General features: G+C 48.5%; 17 protein-coding genes and 1 pseudogene. 5 read left to right on the forward strand and 13 right to left on the reverse strand.

The window, feature by feature from the left end:
• Positions 1–223: 223 nt before the first annotated feature.
• The 7 genes from nth to SPB21_RS31305 all read right to left on the reverse strand — a co-directional run bounded on the left by nth (position 224) and on the right by SPB21_RS31305 (position 7,368).
• Entirely contained in the window at positions 224–943 is a 720-nt protein-coding gene (gene nth, locus SPB21_RS31275; protein ID WP_163669864.1) for an endonuclease III, read from the reverse strand.
• A 180-nt stretch (positions 944–1,123) separates the two neighbouring features.
• Positions 1,124–2,218: an RIP metalloprotease RseP gene (gene rseP / locus SPB21_RS31280; RefSeq protein ID WP_163669862.1), complete on the reverse strand. Its 1,095-nt coding sequence runs from the start codon at positions 2,216–2,218 to the stop codon at positions 1,124–1,126.
• 191 nt (positions 2,219–2,409) lie between these two features.
• Positions 2,410–3,696: a serine--tRNA ligase gene (gene serS, locus SPB21_RS31285; RefSeq protein WP_163698862.1), complete on the reverse strand. Its 1,287-nt coding sequence runs from the start codon at positions 3,694–3,696 to the stop codon at positions 2,410–2,412.
• Between the two features lie 85 nt (positions 3,697–3,781).
• Positions 3,782–4,021 (reverse strand): NifU family protein, encoded by a 240-nt coding sequence (locus SPB21_RS31290; protein ID WP_006518566.1) that lies wholly within the window; start codon positions 4,019–4,021, stop codon positions 3,782–3,784.
• Between the two features lie 76 nt (positions 4,022–4,097).
• Positions 4,098–5,054, reverse strand: coding sequence for a WD40 repeat domain-containing protein (locus SPB21_RS31295; protein ID WP_499868964.1), 957 nt, complete (start codon positions 5,052–5,054; stop codon positions 4,098–4,100).
• A gap of 244 nt (positions 5,055–5,298) precedes the next feature.
• On the reverse strand, positions 5,299–6,543 hold the full coding sequence (locus tag SPB21_RS31300) for a DNA double-strand break repair nuclease NurA (protein WP_499868966.1): 1,245 nt from the start codon (positions 6,541–6,543) through the stop codon (positions 5,299–5,301).
• A 15-nt stretch (positions 6,544–6,558) separates the two neighbouring features.
• Entirely contained in the window at positions 6,559–7,368 is an 810-nt protein-coding gene (locus tag SPB21_RS31305; RefSeq protein WP_499868968.1) for an HAD family hydrolase, read from the reverse strand.
• Positions 7,369–7,685: 317 nt separating this feature from the next.
• Between SPB21_RS31305 and mnmG the strand changes: the two genes are divergently transcribed.
• Positions 7,686–9,596 (forward strand): tRNA uridine-5-carboxymethylaminomethyl(34) synthesis enzyme MnmG, encoded by a 1,911-nt coding sequence (mnmG, locus tag SPB21_RS31310; protein WP_499868969.1) that lies wholly within the window; start codon positions 7,686–7,688, stop codon positions 9,594–9,596.
• 132 nt (positions 9,597–9,728) lie between these two features.
• Here mnmG and SPB21_RS31315 read toward each other — a convergent pair whose 3' ends face one another.
• Complete coding sequence (locus SPB21_RS31315; protein ID WP_163669843.1) at positions 9,729–10,163, reverse strand: hypothetical protein; 435 nt, start codon at positions 10,161–10,163, stop codon at positions 9,729–9,731.
• Between the two features lie 71 nt (positions 10,164–10,234).
• A complete protein-coding gene (locus SPB21_RS31320; RefSeq protein ID WP_163669841.1) occupies positions 10,235–10,564 on the reverse strand; it encodes a YkvA family protein in 330 nt (109 codons plus the stop codon).
• Between SPB21_RS31320 and SPB21_RS31325 the strand changes: the two genes are divergently transcribed.
• Together SPB21_RS31325 and SPB21_RS31330 are read left to right on the forward strand one after the other, a co-directional pair.
• The gene (locus tag SPB21_RS31325) at positions 10,563–10,688 is read left to right on the forward strand and encodes a hypothetical protein (RefSeq protein WP_284681675.1); all 126 of its coding nucleotides are present in this window, start codon (positions 10,563–10,565) and stop codon (positions 10,686–10,688) included. The genes SPB21_RS31320 and SPB21_RS31325 overlap by 2 nt on opposite strands.
• A gap of 121 nt (positions 10,689–10,809) precedes the next feature.
• Positions 10,810–11,196, forward strand: coding sequence for a DUF3465 domain-containing protein (locus SPB21_RS31330; protein ID WP_250565160.1), 387 nt, complete (start codon positions 10,810–10,812; stop codon positions 11,194–11,196).
• 26 nt (positions 11,197–11,222) lie between these two features.
• Here the strand turns inward: SPB21_RS31330 and SPB21_RS31335 are convergent, their stop codons facing one another.
• Together SPB21_RS31335 and SPB21_RS31340 are read right to left on the reverse strand one after the other, a co-directional pair.
• Positions 11,223–12,032, reverse strand: coding sequence for a glycine-rich domain-containing protein (locus SPB21_RS31335; protein ID WP_499868972.1), 810 nt, complete (start codon positions 12,030–12,032; stop codon positions 11,223–11,225).
• A gap of 148 nt (positions 12,033–12,180) precedes the next feature.
• A pseudogene (locus SPB21_RS31340) lies at positions 12,181–12,447 on the reverse strand (GNAT family N-acetyltransferase); the annotation flags it as partial.
• Positions 12,448–12,503: 56 nt separating this feature from the next.
• Here SPB21_RS31340 and SPB21_RS31345 point away from each other — a divergent pair.
• Positions 12,504–13,280 (forward strand): SDR family oxidoreductase, encoded by a 777-nt coding sequence (locus SPB21_RS31345; RefSeq protein WP_163698849.1) that lies wholly within the window; start codon positions 12,504–12,506, stop codon positions 13,278–13,280.
• Between the two features lie 72 nt (positions 13,281–13,352).
• Here the strand turns inward: SPB21_RS31345 and SPB21_RS31350 are convergent, their stop codons facing one another.
• Positions 13,353–13,706 (reverse strand): hypothetical protein, encoded by a 354-nt coding sequence (locus tag SPB21_RS31350; RefSeq protein ID WP_163669833.1) that lies wholly within the window; start codon positions 13,704–13,706, stop codon positions 13,353–13,355.
• A 127-nt stretch (positions 13,707–13,833) separates the two neighbouring features.
• Between SPB21_RS31350 and SPB21_RS31355 the strand changes: the two genes are divergently transcribed.
• Complete coding sequence (locus SPB21_RS31355; protein WP_163698845.1) at positions 13,834–14,502, forward strand: CIA30 family protein; 669 nt, start codon at positions 13,834–13,836, stop codon at positions 14,500–14,502.
• Positions 14,503–14,540: 38 nt separating this feature from the next.
• Here the strand turns inward: SPB21_RS31355 and SPB21_RS31360 are convergent, their stop codons facing one another.
• Positions 14,541–16,448, reverse strand: coding sequence for a fumarate reductase/succinate dehydrogenase flavoprotein subunit (locus SPB21_RS31360; protein ID WP_499868974.1), 1,908 nt, complete (start codon positions 16,446–16,448; stop codon positions 14,541–14,543).
• Positions 16,449–16,559 lie beyond the last annotated feature (111 nt).

Here is a 16,559-nt window from a genome sequence, read left to right on the forward strand (position 1 = left end):
GTCTTCAATATCAAATTTAATCAGCCAATTAAGAATGCCAGCGGCTCCAATAAGAATGCCAATACCAACAAGTCCGAGTATGAACCAACCTAAACTATTCATAGGTTTTACAAGGGTTTGGGGGAGTGAACTCGTTGAGCTGTCAGGTACATACCCTGAATATCGTTGTCTTCATGCATTAAATTTCCCATCTATTCAGGAAAAATATATGGACGTTATCGGGCTAGGATTTCTTCTTTTTAGAGTTCTTGGTGCTTGCAGCCACAGCTCTAGCCTTAATTAGTTTAGGGCCAGAGGTGCACCATTCAATCAATTGACATCGCTCACAGGCTGGATTGCGAGCATCACAAACAGCACGGCCATGGTACACCAGCCGAATAGACCAGTTTTCCCAGTCTGGTTGAGGCAAAAGCTTCATCAGATCTTGCTCAATTTTGATGGGAGTGTCGTGTTTAGTCAGGCCAAGACGATTGGTAATGCGTTTTACGTGGGTGTCTACGGTGACTCCAGCATTGATTCCAAAAGCATGAGCTAGGACCACATTGGCTGTTTTGCGGGCTACTCCCGGAAGACTGGTGAGGGCTTCCATTGATTGGGGCACGTCACCACCAAAATTGGTAATAATCTTTTCACAGGCGGCGCGGATATTTTTGGCCTTATTACGATAGAAGCCGGTTGATTTAATGTACGACTCAATCTCGCTGACGTCTGCTTCTGCGTAGTCTGTGACCGTTGGAAAGCGCTCAAATAGATGGGGTGTGACAATATTGACCCGTGCATCAGTACACTGAGCCGACAGCATCGTAGCGATTAGTAGCTGTAGTGGATTGTCGTAATCGAGGGAGCAAGGAGCTTCGGGATAAAGCTCTTTGAGCTGCTCGAGGATGAATAAGGCTCGTCGTTTTTTAGTGAGGCGAGGGCGTTTGGTCTGGGCAGCGGTCACGGTGATTTAGGAGGCTGACAATGTCTTAGAAGGTGGCTTTGAAGGATTTGTCCTCACCCCAAACCCCTCTCTCTAGGGAGAGGGGTTTTGATGGCGTTTAGATGCTTTCACCTGAGCAAAACCAGCGCTCCTTTTGTACCCCTTTTCATGGAGGAGAAGGAGCTGGGGGCTGAGGATTACCTACTGAAAAACATTCTGAAAAATTTCTAGGCGGGATATATCCCGAACAATCAACATGCTGCCTAAGCAAAGAAACAGCAGCAGGCCCGTTTGCATGACGCTCTCTTGAATTCGTCTTGGTAACGGTTTTCCCAGTAGAGCTTCTACCAGCAGAAAAGCCAGCTGACCACCGTCTAGGGCGGGTAAGGGCAGAATATTAATGATGGCTAGGTTGACGCTAATCAGGGCCGTAAAAGGAAACAGGCTGATAATATTGGCATCGGCCATGGTGCTACCCTGTTCAACAATACGTACAGGGCTGGATACCTGGTCGGATGTTTCAGAAAAGTTGGTTGCTAATTCAAAGAAGCCCTCGGCTGTACGGACAAATACATTTTGAAATTCATCAGCGGCGAACGTAAGCACCTCAATTGGATTAGCAGAACGCTCATAGCTAAATCTACCGTTGGGATATAGCTGAACACCGATAATGGGCGTCCCTTCGGGGGACATGTCAGGGGTCACCGTTAGATTGAGTTCCTGTTTCCCCCGCTGGATGAGCAAATCAACGGGTTTATTAGGGCTAGTTTGGATAGCATCAATCAACACCTGTACGTTTTCTTCGCCTTGGTTAAGGGGTTGATTCTCAACGGAGAGGATAATATCTCCCGCTTTGATGCCAGCTTGGGCGGCTGGGGATGTATTGGACATGACCTGAGGAATCAGGACACCTGGCTCAGGTATAAAGTCTTGAGGGACGCCAACGCTGGTGAACTGGATGACAAAGACAAGGTAAGCAAACAGAAGGTTAGCAATCACGCCTGCGCTCATCACAATGGCCCGATCCATCACCGGACGATTTTGCAGCAGGTTCGGATCGTCAGGGGCAAAACTGGTGTCCGAATCCTCATCCATGGGAAAACCCACAAACCCACCGAGGGGAAGTGCCCGCAGCGCGTATTCTGTTCGAGAGCCTTGAAACTTCCACAGGATGGGGCCAAAACCGATGGAAAACCGGTTAACGTGAATGCCCTGTAGTCGAGCAGCTAGGAAGTGGCCCAGCTCATGGACGAAAATTAATAGGGCAATGACAGAAATAACGGCCAGAACGGACATAGAAGACAGTAAGTAGGTCAGTAAAAGTCGCTTGATTGGTTCAGAACGTAGGTTTACTCTTGGGCATCAGAAAACCCACAAAAGCATTGACAGACAACGTCAATAAGACAAGCAAGCGAGTCAATTAACGAAAAACGTTTGTTATGATTCCCATTCTACCGTTCCCTTTAAATAGCTGTGGGTTAAATGCTTCAAAGAAACTCGCGACCCATGTAGGGTTGAAGGACCTCAGGCACTTTCACGCCTCCATTAGGCTGTTGGTAGTTTTCAAGGATAGCGGCCATGGTACGGCCAATAGCTAGCCCTGAACCATTGAGTGTGTGGACAAACTGAGTACCTTTCTGCCCTGGGGTTTTAAAGCGAATGTCAGCACGGCGAGCCTGGAAATCAACGCAGTTGGAGCAGCTGGAGATTTCTCGGTAGCGATTGGCTGAGGGTAGCCATACTTCTAAGTCGTAGGTTTTGGTGGCCGAAAAGCCGATGTCACCGGTACAAAGGGCGAGTACTCGATAAGGTAGCTTCAGCTGTTGCAAAATGTCTTCAGCATCCTTCGTCAAGGCTTCGAGTTCATCAAACGAGGTGTCTGGGTGCACAAACTTAAACATTTCCACCTTATTGAATTGGTGGAGGCGGATTAAACCACGGGTATCGCGACCATAGCTGCCTGCTTCTCGACGAAAGCATGGGGTATAGGCACAGTAGTTAATGGGCAGCTGATCTTCTGTGAGAATTTCACTGCGGTGCAAATTTGTGAGGGGAACCTCAGCTGTTGGTGTGAGCCAAAGATCATCATCTGCACATTTAAAGCTGTCTTCAGCAAACTTAGGTAGTTGCCCTGAGCCAGTCAATGAGGCCGAGTTGACCAAGATGGGGGGCAAAATTTCGGTGTAGCCTGACTTGGTATGGCGGTTGAGCATAAACTGAATCAAGGCTCGCTCTAGAGCTGCACCAGCACCGATCAAGGTCACAAATCGACTCTGGGCAATTTTGACTGAACGCTCAAAGTTCATGATGCCGAGCTTTTCACCTAGCTCATAGTGCGCAAGCAACTCATCGCCCTGGGGAATCAGGTCATCGCCCCAGCGACGAACTTCCACATTCTCCTCTTCATCCTTACCCTCTGGCGTTGTGTCGTTGGGCAAATTAGGTAAGGTTAGCAAAATATCTTGAATCTTGGCCTTGAGTTCCTTTTCCTGAGGCTCTAGCTCGGCAAGCTCTTTTTTGACCTGGTTGCCTTCGCCGCGTAATGCCTTGACCTCGTCACCTTTAGGGTCGGCACCGCCCTTGATCTTCATACCAACGGCTTTGCCGATTTCATTACTGCGAGCCTGGAGTTGAGATCGCACTCCCTCCAAGCCTCGCTGCTCACTATCTAATGCCTGGAGTTCAGATAGAGAGTTTGCATAGTCGCCGCTGCGTTTGGCTAAGGCCGCTGCCACTTGGTCAGGATTTTGTCGAATCAGCTTTAGATCAAGCACTGTGGTTCACCGAGTTTTCCCAGTAAATCAGGATAACATCCCTCACCCTAAATCCCTCTCCCCAAGGGAGAGGGACTTTGATGCTCTAAGCTACTTGTTCGATCTCAGCAATTTCAGGGATAAATTCGCGTAGGCGACGCTCGATACCCATGCGTAGGGTCATGGCAGAGCTAGGGCAAGAGCCACAAGCACCTTGGAGGCGTAGTTTAACTACAGGGCCATCGATGTCAACTAGTTCAACGTTGCCGCCGTCAGCCATGAGGTAAGGGCGGAGCTCGTCAAGTACTTTTTCTACGTTGTCGTTGGTGAGCGCTAGGGTTTCCATAGAGTCGGTTCTTAAAAAGAGTGAAACAGCTATTTTAATACTAGCTTTTGAGTAGAAAAGCTTGGTCTTAAGTTCTTCAATCCCCTACATTAGATAACTGCCAGCATCGAAGTTGACCGGCCCAGTCTCCGCTGATCAGGGTGCGGCCATCGGGGGCAAATACGGCTGACCAGACGCCGCTTTCGTGGCCTTCAAGGATATCGAGCAATTTGCGGGTGGTCATATTCCAAATGCGGATGGTGCGATCGCGACTGGCGGTCGCCAAAAGTTTGCCATCGCCACTAAAAGTAACGCTGTTCACCCCTTGGCTGTGGGCATCAAGTTCGGCTAGAAACCGACCGTCCCCCAGTCGCCAAAACATGACTTTATTGTCAGCTCCGCCGCTCACTAGTAACTCACCATCGGGACTGATGGCAAGGGATACGATGTCATCTGTATGCCGTTGTAAACGATGAAGAATGCGACCAGTTTTGGCATCGCAGATATTAATCTCCCGATCTTGAGTGCTGGTGACCAGGGTGCAACCATCGGGGCTCAGCACCAGGGTACGAATCCAGTGCTGATGGGTAATTAGGATGCCTTGTAACGTGCCATCGACAGCTGACCAGCGCCGCACCGTTTTATCCTGGCTACCCGTATATATCCACTGACCATCAGGACTAAACGTCACGGTGCGGATGCTATCGGTGTGGCCTTTGAGGATGGCTAATTGTTGGCCCTGCTCCAGTTGCCACAAACACACCTTGTTTTCATTGCCACCGCTGGCAATCAATGAATCATCCGGACTAATGGCTAAGGCTCTAACCCATCCCTGATGACCTTGCAGGGTTTGATGTAGCTGCCCACTGTTGAAATGCCACAGTTTTACGGAGCGGTCACCGCTACCGCTGACGATGTATCTTGCTTGGCTATCAATGGCAATGGAACGAATCCAGCTATTGTGGGCGTTAATCGTTTGAATACATTGCCAGAGATGGCGACTCGGGGGTTGGGGAGACGAGTTCACAGCCGCAGCTCTAGTGACTACATGCATCAGAGGTACTGAGTAGTTATTATCACATTTGTTATGGGTTGTTTGACAGACCAAAGCCTTTGGGAGTGTCCGTTTGCAACAACGTACTATTAATAACGATTCCTCTAGGGAGAATTCCCGATAGCTTGAGCGGAAATTTTAATGCTGTCATGCAATTTTTTCCGGATGATACAGAGACGTCCAATGGCTGGGCGCAGCTGAACCCAAATCTTCAGGGATGAGCGCAGTCGCACCCTGGTGTCGATCAGGCAATGCTGCCGCGTTTGCGAGCTTCTTTATAGGAGGTGCCAACATTTTGCAAACCAGCGCGAATCATTTGCTGCTCAAGTAGGGCAAAAAATCGGTTGCGATCGCCCCCCCGTACCACCGCCTGGTTATGGGCTTCTGCCAGGGAAACTGGGTAGCCAAATCCTTTCTGCACTTGGGTGAGGGTCAGACTCAGGGCACTCTCAAATAGTTGATTGTCCTTGACCACCCATTCAGGAAACTCGACACGGGCAATTTCAGCGCCCACATGGACGTGGCAAAAATACACTTGATGGTCACCATAAAGTTGCAGAATGTCTGCCGAGCTTTTGAATAAGGGGCCGCGCTGTCCCGGTTCTAGCAGTGTGGCCCACAAGGTGACGTCTCGCAGTGGTGAAAATACCTGACAGGGGGCACCGTCGGTTTGCCCTTCGCAGTGCTTTTGACAATCTGGTTGCCCATAGGGACAGCTCTGCAGGCGTAGAAAGTTAAGGGCTTCGCTGCTCCGTGAGGCGCTGAGATATCCCACCAGGGGGACCTGGGCTGCACGGAGGGTATCCCAGGCCACCAGGATGGGCTCAAGAATTTGATCCCTGGCGGGTGCGGGCAGTTGATCGAGAAACCAATAAATTAATGACCCATCGGTCATGGCCAGGGTGGGGATGGATGCATGGGGTGAGGATTGCCTGGCTTCTAAGGTTGCTTGCGTCTCCGGCTGCCTCGGCTCTCCTTGCCCTCCATGCACATCCAGACCTAACTCTGCCAATACCACGGATTCTGATACCGTCCGGCGATAGCCCATCCACTCTTCTGTGCGAATGCCCCACTGGCGCGATGTGTAAAGGTCCTCGGGACGATAAATCACTTCTGGCTGGCTATCAAGCATTGGGAAGCGACTTTGGCCGTAGTGCAGCACAATACGACCGATGTTAAGCAAATAGCAATAGGCAATTTCGTGGTGGCTGGGGTTGATCTGTGAACCGTCGGTGGCAAGGACAGTGTGGGCTTCGGGGGCAGGTTTGATGTTGACTCGGGTATCTAGTGGTTCAACCGGTGCGGCGGCGGCAAAACCAATTTGCGGACCATGGGTTTGGAGTTGCTGGATTAAATGGGGTTGCTGTAATTGGGCCTGGTGGAGAAGTTGGGTTGCGATCGCAATCCTTGTCTTCGCTGCCTCAGCCTCCTTGGCCAGGTGATTACTGATCCCCTGCATCTGCTGTGCAATTTTTGATAGATCCAGCATGGTGCTGCCAACCGCCTAAACGATATCGAACCTTTGTACTATCGAATCTAACGATAGCAGATGAATTCGATCGTCTTCCTGAGCCGCTTGACGTTCAGGCCCTAAGTTATAGCCCCAGTCGGCTAGAAACAGTTCAACGTGGTCTAGGTCAGATTGTTTCTTGACGGACTGGAGAGCCTTGATCCGGTCTTCGATAAACCAGATACTAGGGGGAGCAGGATGATAGCCTTGAACTTCCTGATCAGTTTCCGTCTGAGCCATATGGCTTGCTGTCAGCAATCGCAGCGTTTCATATTTGGGTCGTTTAACCTCTTTACCCAGAATATTCTCAGCGGGCATGGCCACACCGCTTTGTTTAAGTAGCTGCTGGATAAAGCGGCCTTCTTTGGTGCTGACAATATAGGTGGGGCGTTTTTCCAGAGAGGCTTGTAGTACGGTTAACATATTGGGATAGAACCGATGCTGGGCTAGCCAGTTGTCTAAGTCGGTGGCAATCCAGTGGTCACGTTCACCATCCAAAATTTTGGCAGCTTCAGCCTGGGTAAGCTGGGTTTCTTCTAAAAACGGCAGCGCCAGGGTTGGCCAGCCTGGAATAATTTCCTCAGCTGTTTTACCTGAGACTAAAGCGCGTAACAGCATGGGCATTTCCCAGCCGGTCTCAATCACGGGACGCAGCGGATAAAACTGCTTAGCTAGTCCTTTAGGGGGCTCTAAGCTGTCTGGTTTAAACAGTTTGCAATAAGCTCGCCACGCCGTCTGAAAATATTCGATCAACCCGTCGCAAATTACTCCATCGAAATCAAATGCCAGAACATCTGGTTGCATGGTTGAGTTTCCTGTGGGGGCAATAAACAGAGGCCTTGAGTAAATAAAAACTCAAGGCCCGAGGGCGTAGAAGCACCCGATTCCAAACCCCACATTAATCTATACCAAAGGGGGTTAGTAAAAATTGTCAATTGATTAACTCTAATCAACTCAATCCTGAAACCTAACTGTAGCAGGATTGAGGGTTTAGAATAAATAACGCTTGACGCTGCTGATCCCCCGATCGGGTTGAAGCTGACAAGTTTTGCTGGATTGCACTCAATCCAGATCGGTATCTTGCAAAAATCAGCAACGGGAAACGCTGGATGGATAGGCCTATGAGCAGCTCGGTAGAGTTTTTAGATGAATTTGATGTAGTCGTGATCGGTGCAGGCCATGCGGGCTGTGAAGCCGCGCTGGCTTCAGCACGGTTAGGGGCTCGGACGCTGCTGCTTACCCTCAACCTGGACAGAATTGCCTGGCAGCCTTGTAACCCAGCAATCGGTGGGCCAGCAAAGTCACAGCTAACCCATGAGGTGGATGCCCTGGGTGGAGAAATTGGCAAAATGGCCGACCGCACCTATCTACAAAAGCGGGTATTGAATAATTCCCGTGGTCCGGCAGTGTGGGCTCTGCGGGCACAGACCGACAAGCGCGAATATGCCGCCACCATGAAAACCATCGTAGAAAACCAGGAGAATCTGGTACTACGTGAGGGGATGGCAACAGATTTAGTACTGGGTGACAACGATGAGGTGATTGGTGTTCAAACCTACTTTGGTGTTGCCTTTCGCTGTAAAGCGGTGATTCTCACCACAGGTACTTTCTTAGGGGGTGTTATCTGGGTGGGCAACAAATCAATGGCGGCGGGTCGAGCGGGGGAGTTTGCAGCTGTTGGTCTAACTGACACTCTAAACCAGTTAGGGTTTGAAACAGGTCGCCTCAAGACAGGGACTCCAGCCCGTGTTGACCGACGCACGATCAATTTTGATGTTTTAGAGAAGCAGCCAAGCGACACGGATGTACGCTGGTTTAGCTTTGACCCAGATGTGTGGGTTGAGCGTGAACCGATGGATTGTCACCTAACTCGTACGACAGCAGAAACGCATCGCATCATCCAGGAGAATCTCCACATGTCTCCTATCTATGGTGGCTGGGTAGATTCTAAGGGACCTCGCTATTGTCCAAGCATTGAAGATAAGATTGTTCGCTTTGCTGATAAAGAAAGTCATCAAATCTTTTTAGAGCCAGAAGGTCGTACAATTCCTGAGATTTATGTGCAGGGATTTTCTACGGGGTTGCCCGAAAGTATTCAACGGGCGATGTTGCGCAGCCTACCTGGGTTGGAAAACTGTACCATGCTACGTCCGGCCTATGCGGTGGAGTATGACTACTTACCTGCCACCCAGTGTTTTCCCACACTGATGACAAAAAAAATTGAGGGATTGTTCTGTGCGGGACAAATCAACGGTACAACAGGCTATGAAGAGGCTGCGGCCCAAGGGTTTGTTGCTGGTGTTAATTCTGTTCGCTATGGCCGTGGTGACGAGATGATTATCTTCCCCCGTGAGGGTAGTTATATCGGTACGCTCATTGATGACCTGTGTACTAAGGATTTGCGAGAGCCCTACCGGATGCTCACGTCACGGTCGGAATATCGGTTGATCCTGCGTTCAGACAATGCGGATCAGCGGTTAACGCCTCTGGGGCGTGACATTGGTTTGGTGGATGACCGACGGTGGGAACTATATCTGCGCAAACAGGAGAATATTGCAGCTGAAAAAAAGCGACTGCACAGTACACGGGTGAAGGCCCATGAGCCTGTGGGTAAGCAGATTGTGGCGGATACGGGGCAGAAAATTAAGGATGCGATCGCACTTGCCGATCTCCTCCGTCGCCCCCGGTTCCATTACACCCATCTGGAGCAATACGATTTAGGTAATTTAGACCTAACACGGGCCGAAAAAGAAGGTGCTGAAATCGACATTAAGTATTCAGGCTACATTCAGCGTCAGCAAAGTCAGATTGAGCAAGTAGCCAAACAACAGAACCGCAAGCTACCGAAAGATATTAACTACATGAGCATTGACACGTTATCGATGGAAGCTCGCGAGAAGCTAACATCTTTTAAACCCTTAACCGTAGGTCAGGCCACTCGGATCGGTGGTGTTAATCCTGCAGATATCAATGCACTCCTAGTACATTTAGAAATCAAGGAACGCAAAAAAGAAGCATTAGCCAAAACATAAAGGCCCATCCCTGTAGGGGCATTGCCTACGGTGCCCCTACAGTAAACAAAAAAAACGCTAGTCCTAAGGGAAACTAGCGTCTAGTTTACGTACCTAACAAAACTCTAGGAGAAGGAGAGAAACCTAACAAGACTAAACAGCTGTGGAACCCACCGTAACCACGGTTTGCACCTCAGTATCCTGTTCAATTAATTTCACCGTCTCAGCAGCAGTCTCATCATCTGCCGTCTTTACCTTACTTAATAGTGTGGCCTTAATCGCTTCCACGATAGCCTGTAGTTTTAGCTTGAACTGAGTCACAATGTCTTTCTCATCAGTAGCCGTTTCCTGTGCCGCTTGTTTTGCATTTACATAGGCTTCCTGTCCTTTTTCTTTGACTACTTGAACGGCGTTATCGGCTAGATCTTTAGCAAGGGGGTGAACGGTGCTGGCACCTTCTTTTACTTCACTGATAGCCTCCGAGAAAGCGGACTTAAGAATATCGCCAATCTTTTGAGTACGACGTCCGCCTTCTGCTTTGATGGACTGGAAGTTTTCGTTGATTACTTGGGTGTTGGTATTAGTCATGATTCTGTGCCTTATTGAATAAAGTGAATAATGAAACGTGATGAGCGCGACAAACTTACTCAAAGACTGAGCTAGCTAACGGATACCACCTCTACATCAACCACCTGCTCGGTTGTGCTAGTGGTATCAGGAGAATAATTAGCCTCTTGATGATTCTTTTTCTTAGAGGCGTTTACCTGTTCGAACAAGAGTTGAGACACTTCAGTAACTAGAAGAGTAGCGATAATGCCATCGTCGAGCCAGCCAATAATCGGCAAAACATCAGGTAAGATATCCAAGGGACTGACAAGATATAGAAGACTACCAAAAACCACAAGCCAACGATATTTAGAGTTGCGAATGGCGTTGCGGTACCAGTTGCGAATCCCTTCGATAATGGGTTGCTGTGCAGATGTCTTCATGGGCCGTATCTCTCTTGTTCGACAAATTCATCATCGCAAAAGGAGAGAATGGGTGCAGGTGGTGAATGCCCCCATGGGATGGGGTAAAATTACACCGACACTACCGTATACGGTTTCCCACTGAGATGGCTATAAACAAGGCTATAAAAGCGTTTTCATCGTTTTTAATAGTAATCATTTTGTCTGTTTTAATACTGCTTGTGCCAGTGGTAAAAGTGTCTTTATTGTTTCCTTTGTCTGTACCTATGGCTGATGCTGCTGCAAGAGACGACTTTCGACGGACTGATGTTAAAGGTGATGATGCTTTGATGGAAGCTTATCGCAATGGTGAGTCTGACCTGATTGTAGAAGGGGTAGGACGTGTCGAAAAGCTACTACCAGATGATTTGGAAGGCTCTCGTCATCAAAAGTTTATTTTGCGACTAGCCTCAGGGCAATCGCTGCTGGTCAGTCACAATATTGATAGGGATGTCGCTTCTCGTATCGATGCGTTACGCGTCAGTGATGAGGTGCGATTTCGGGGTGAATATGAATGGAATGAGCGGGGAGGTGTGCTGCACTGGACCCATGATGATCCCAAAGATTGGCATGCAGATGGATGGCTAGAACACAATGGGGTGCGATACGAGTAATCGGGTCCTTCCAAGCGATATTTTAGTTAACCACCACCGCAGCCGCTGCCACAGCCGCTACAACCACCACAGCCGCTACCAACACTGTAGTTGCTCCAATCTCCTTTAAGTCGAGGGCGAGAGGGGTCTTTGATAAAATCCACGAGTCCCATAATCATTCGTGTTGCGCCAAACCCTGAAGCAACAATCATAGCAGTGAGTAAAACTACCGCCAGTGGATTAATATTGCCTTCAGCACTGCTTAGATAATAACTACTGAATATCGAGGCTAAAAGCGTTGCTACACTGGCGATTGCTGCTTTTTGAACTTGTAATTTTGGCAGTATCCAATTCTGTTGGGTGTTAACTCGTAAAAAATGTAAGTCACGGCCAAAACGTTCTTCGGGTGCTGGCCAAAATTCTACTGGTGGTGGTTCGTCAAAAAGTTGTTCATAGCTCTCTAGAGTTTGACGATACCAATTATTGAACTTTTGGCTTTCATCGTCTCCCCCCAGGGTGGGATCGTGGTGTAGTGTTTTTTGCAAAACCCCAGAGCAGAATTCTTCCCAATAGGAGTGTGTATAGGACAAATGTAGGTGCCATACTTGGTCCACCTGGTCTGAAGGGGTGACTGGGTGCCCTGCTGCTAATGCTAAAAAGGCAAATTTCTTATATTCTTCAATGGCTCGCTGGGCATACTGCAGGGTCCAGCCATTATCTCTGGCTAGCCGTTTACTAAACGGTAGCTGGGCATCTGGCTTATCTAATGAAAACGCCTGAATGCGCTCATATAGTTCTATCTGCTTAGCATTCATTGATTGGGCACTTTCACCAGCCAACTCTTCAGTGTCTGCCATTGGACTCAACCCAGAGAAACTCTACCTTGAGCTTAGCACTGGCTTGAATACTCGTGGGATACCCCCATATCTTTTCCCCCTTGCAAACGGCAGCACGATTATCAGGTCGCTAGCAGTTATTCATTTGTTTCTCTTCTGTTTCTCTTCTTCAAGTTTGAATTTCATAGTAAAGCAATGGACGCTCATTAACGATTGCTCTCCGAGTTTGGGACAGCCCCACCGCTTCAAGCACTCGAATAGAAGCTTTGTTAGGTTCATCAACATCTGCCTCTACTTTTTTCAATCCAAGCACATCAAATGTGTAGCGAAGTACAGAAAGTGTAGCTTCCTTTGCATATCCCCGTCCCCAGAGTTGAGGCCGTGTGCCAAAAATTAGACTCGGTGAACTTTGTAATGAATGAAGTAGACCTGAAAACTCTTCTCAAAAATCCCTATACTAAATACTGCACAGCCCCATGGTATCTATCTTTCATGTCCCATCCCCTTAACGTTCTAGTCACAGGTGCAACTGGGCAAACCGGCTCCTTAGTTGTCAAAAAACTACAAACATTACCTGAATCGTTTTGTGTCAGAGGTTTTGCCCGTTCTCCTCAAAAAGCTAAAGCCCTCTTTGACTCAACCGATAATTTCTTCTTTGGCAATATTCTTCAGCCAAATGATCTAGTACCAGCTTTGGAAGGTTGTGATTCCCTGGTTATTCTCACCAGTGCAGTACCGCAGATGAAGGCCCCACCTCAGCCTGGACAACGTCCAGAGTTTACATTTGCCCCTGGAGAAATGCCTGAACAAATTGACTATCAGGGTCAGACCAATCAGATTGAGGCAGCCAAAAGGGCAGGTATACAACAGATTGTTCTAGTTGGCTCCATGGGAGGAACAGATGAGAATCATTTTCTCAACACGATCGGTAATGGCAATATCTTGATCTGGAAGCGTAAAGCCGAGCAACATTTGATTGACTCGGGTATTGACTACACAATTATTCGAGCCGGTGGGTTACTGGACCAGCCAGGTGGCAAGCGAGAACTCGTTGTCAGCAAAAATGATGTCTTGCTAAAAAATCCACCAGAAGGCATCACAACGTCGATTCCTCGGGCTGATGTTGCGGCGGTCGTGGTTCAAGCCTTGCTACAGACCACTGCCCGCAATAAGGCCTTTGATGTAGTTTCGAAACCAGAGTCACCGAATCAAACACCAGTCAACAATGACTTTAAGGCTCTATTTGCTCAAACCCAAGCTGGTTTATAGGTGAACTTAAGTTGCAAATACAAAGCCAATTACCCATGTCTTTAAGCTGATTTCTGCATACTTCCAACGCGCCTATATATTTATCCCATAGTAATCTCGAACATCTTTCCGTATTAGGAATATAAGCATCGGTATCCCAAAGAAAATGTATGCCGATGGAATATAGAGAACAGTAAGGACGAGGGCAACGATGTAAATTGCCTTGTTCGGTTTATGGACAATACAGGCAAAGAGAGTGGCCGCAATGCCTAGCAAGATTGAAAATAATCCAAAGCCATAGAAAAATACAGCAGGTAATTCAGCTGCATTGAGGACAGCTTCAAACCTTGGTAATACGCAGAAAGCAACACCTAAACCCAGATATAGCAATCCACTGAGTATCAGCGGGATGCGTATTAGGGAAAAAGGAATTTTTTGATGAGTCATGACTTTTTTCAGGAGAATCAGCAATGCCTAAGCTAGGTATAGCAGGTCTCGGTTCACTGAATCTGCCCTCTCAAATCCCATGAAGCTACATATACAATAAAAGTATCTGTCAACTGAGGTTGAGGCCATGCCAGAGCAAACCCGGCAATCGTGGGATTTTGGGCGCTTTTTTGACACCCTCAACTACTTTGAGGCCATCCCCATCATTAGCTCACTACAAAACATGTTCTTTGGTTCACCACCACCGCCGCCGCCCCAACTTCAAGCCAATGTAGTGTTTGACTTTCGTCAGCCTACAGAGCAAATGCGTGAACTATGGGGCGCTCTTGACGATGTGGTCATGGGGGGCGTCAGCCAGAGTGGAACCCAGCTACAACCTGAGGGTTTAGCGTTTACCGGATATGTTTCGACCGCTAACTCCGGGGGGTTTGCCTCGGTGCGCACGCGCAACTTTGAACCACCGCTAGATCTTAGTAACTACAGTGGCATTGAACTACGGGTCAAGGGCGATGGGCAACGCTATAAATTCTTTTTGCGTGATGGTGCGGGCTGGGACACCGTGGCCTATGCCTATTCTTTTGATACAGCTAATGGGGGCTGGGTAACTGTGCGCATCCCGTTTGCTGACATGAAGGCAGTACAACGGGCAAGGGTAGTACAACGGCCCCCAATTAATAGAGGCATCATCTATTCGCTGCAAATGATGTTGAGCAAATTTGAATATGATCGACAGCTCAATCCCCACTTTGAAGCAGGGCCGTTTCAGCTATTGGTAGAGTCGATCAAGGTTTACTAGCAGAGTTGTCGCTGATGGGAAACCAGAATTAAACGAGCCTATTTATAACTGCGTTGCGTCAGTTCAACGTTATCAAAAGCCAGTGTCTCTTTATGTAGTTCAGGGGGTTGTTCGTCACCACTGTAGGCCCAAGCTGCTACATAAGCATAGTCTTGATCATTTCGTTTGGCTTCACCATCACTGGTTTGATATTCTTCACGGAAATGACAGCCACAGGACTCTTCTCGATTGAGGGCATCACGGGCCATAAGTTCACCCAGTTCCAGAAAATCAGCTAGACGACCAGCATATTCTAGATTTTTGTTGAGGGTGTTAGCTTTGCCAGGAACCCGGAGATTTTGCCAGAATTCTGCTCGTAGGGATTGGATTTGGCTAATTACAGCTTTGAGACTATTGCGATCGCGACTCATGCCCACATGGTCCCACACCAGCTGACCTAGCTGACGATGGAACTGCATCACCGTTTTATCACCCTGGATACTGAGGAGCTTTTGGATTTTTGTTTGCACCGAGGCCTCAGCTTCAGCAAAGGCATCATCGGTAGTCTCTACTGCTGGTAAAGGGGTACGAGCCAGATAATCCCCCAGGGTGTACGGAATTACAAAGTAGCCATCGGCCAATCCTTGCATCAGGGCACTGGCCCCAAGACGATTGGCTCCATGGTCTGAAAAGTTGGCTTCGCCCAAAACAAATAAACCAGGTACCGTACTCATCAGATGATAGTCCACCCACAGACCGCCCATGGTATAGTGCACCGCTGGGTAAATGCGCATGGGCTGTTGGTAGGGGTTCTCGTCGGTGATGCGTTGATACATCTGGAAAAGATTGCCATAGCGGTTTGCGATCGCATCCTCACCATCCCGCGCAATGGCATCCCGAAAATCTAGATACACTGACAGCCCCGTGGCACCCACACCACGACCGTCATCGGTCATATGCTTAGCATTGCGTGAGGCCACATCCCGAGGCACTAAATTGCCAAAGCTAGGGTAACGTTTCTCCAGGTAATAATCTCTCTCGTCTTCAGGAATCTCATTGGGCGAACGATTATCCCCTGGTTTTATCGGCACCCAAACACGGCCATCGTTCCGCAAACTCTCACTCATCAGGGTGAGTTTTGACTGATAGTCTCCTGACACTGGAATGCAGGTGGGATGAATCTGGGTATAGCAAGGGTTGGCAAAATAAGCCCCACGTTTATAACAGCGCCATGCTGCTGTCACATTAGAGTTGCGACCATTGGTAGATAGGTAAAACACATTGCCATAGCCGCCGGTACACAAGAGTACCGCATCACCCTGGTGCCGCTCTAACTCCCCAGTAATTAAATTGCGGGTAATAATTCCCCTGGCATGACCGTCAATGACAACCAAATCCAACAGCTCACGTCGGGTGAAAATTTCAATCTGGTGGGCCATTTTCATCATGGCGCTGTAGGCCCCTAGCAAGAGCTGTTGGCCCGTTTGCCCACGGGCATAGAATGTGCGCGATACTTGAGCCCCCCCAAAGGACCGATTGGCTAATAACCCACCATACTCTCGGGCAAAGGGTACGCCCTGGGCAACACAGTGATCAATAATGTGATTGCTAATCTGGGCAAGACGATACACATTCGCCTCTCGGGAGCGATAATCTCCCCCTTTGATGGTGTCGTAAAACAACCGCCAAATACTATCACCATCATTGGGATAGTTTTTAGTGGCGTTAATCCCACCTTGGGCCGCAATACTGTGGGATCTTCGAGGAGAATCTTGAATACAGAAACTTTTTACGTGGTAACCCAGTTCAGCTAATGTTGCCGCCGCTGATGCTCCTGCCAAACCCGTACCGACAATGATAATCGTATGCTTGCGTTTGTTGTTGGGATTGACCAGCTGGCAGTGGTCTTTAAAGTTGTTCCACTTGTCTTTTAAGGAACCGTGGGGAATGCGAGGGTTTAAAGGCATAAGTGTAACGATAAGGAGTCGGTTGAGGCAAAGGGTTATTGGCTATTGGTTATTGGCTATTGGGTCTTGGTTATTGGTTTTGAGTTGCTGGCTTTAAGGTTTAAGAACACA

The sequence above is a fragment of the Leptothoe sp. ISB3NOV94-8A genome (assembly GCF_043421595.1).
In the GTDB taxonomy this organism is placed as follows: Bacteria; Cyanobacteriota; Cyanobacteriia; order Phormidesmidales; family Phormidesmidaceae; genus Leptothoe; species Leptothoe turfae.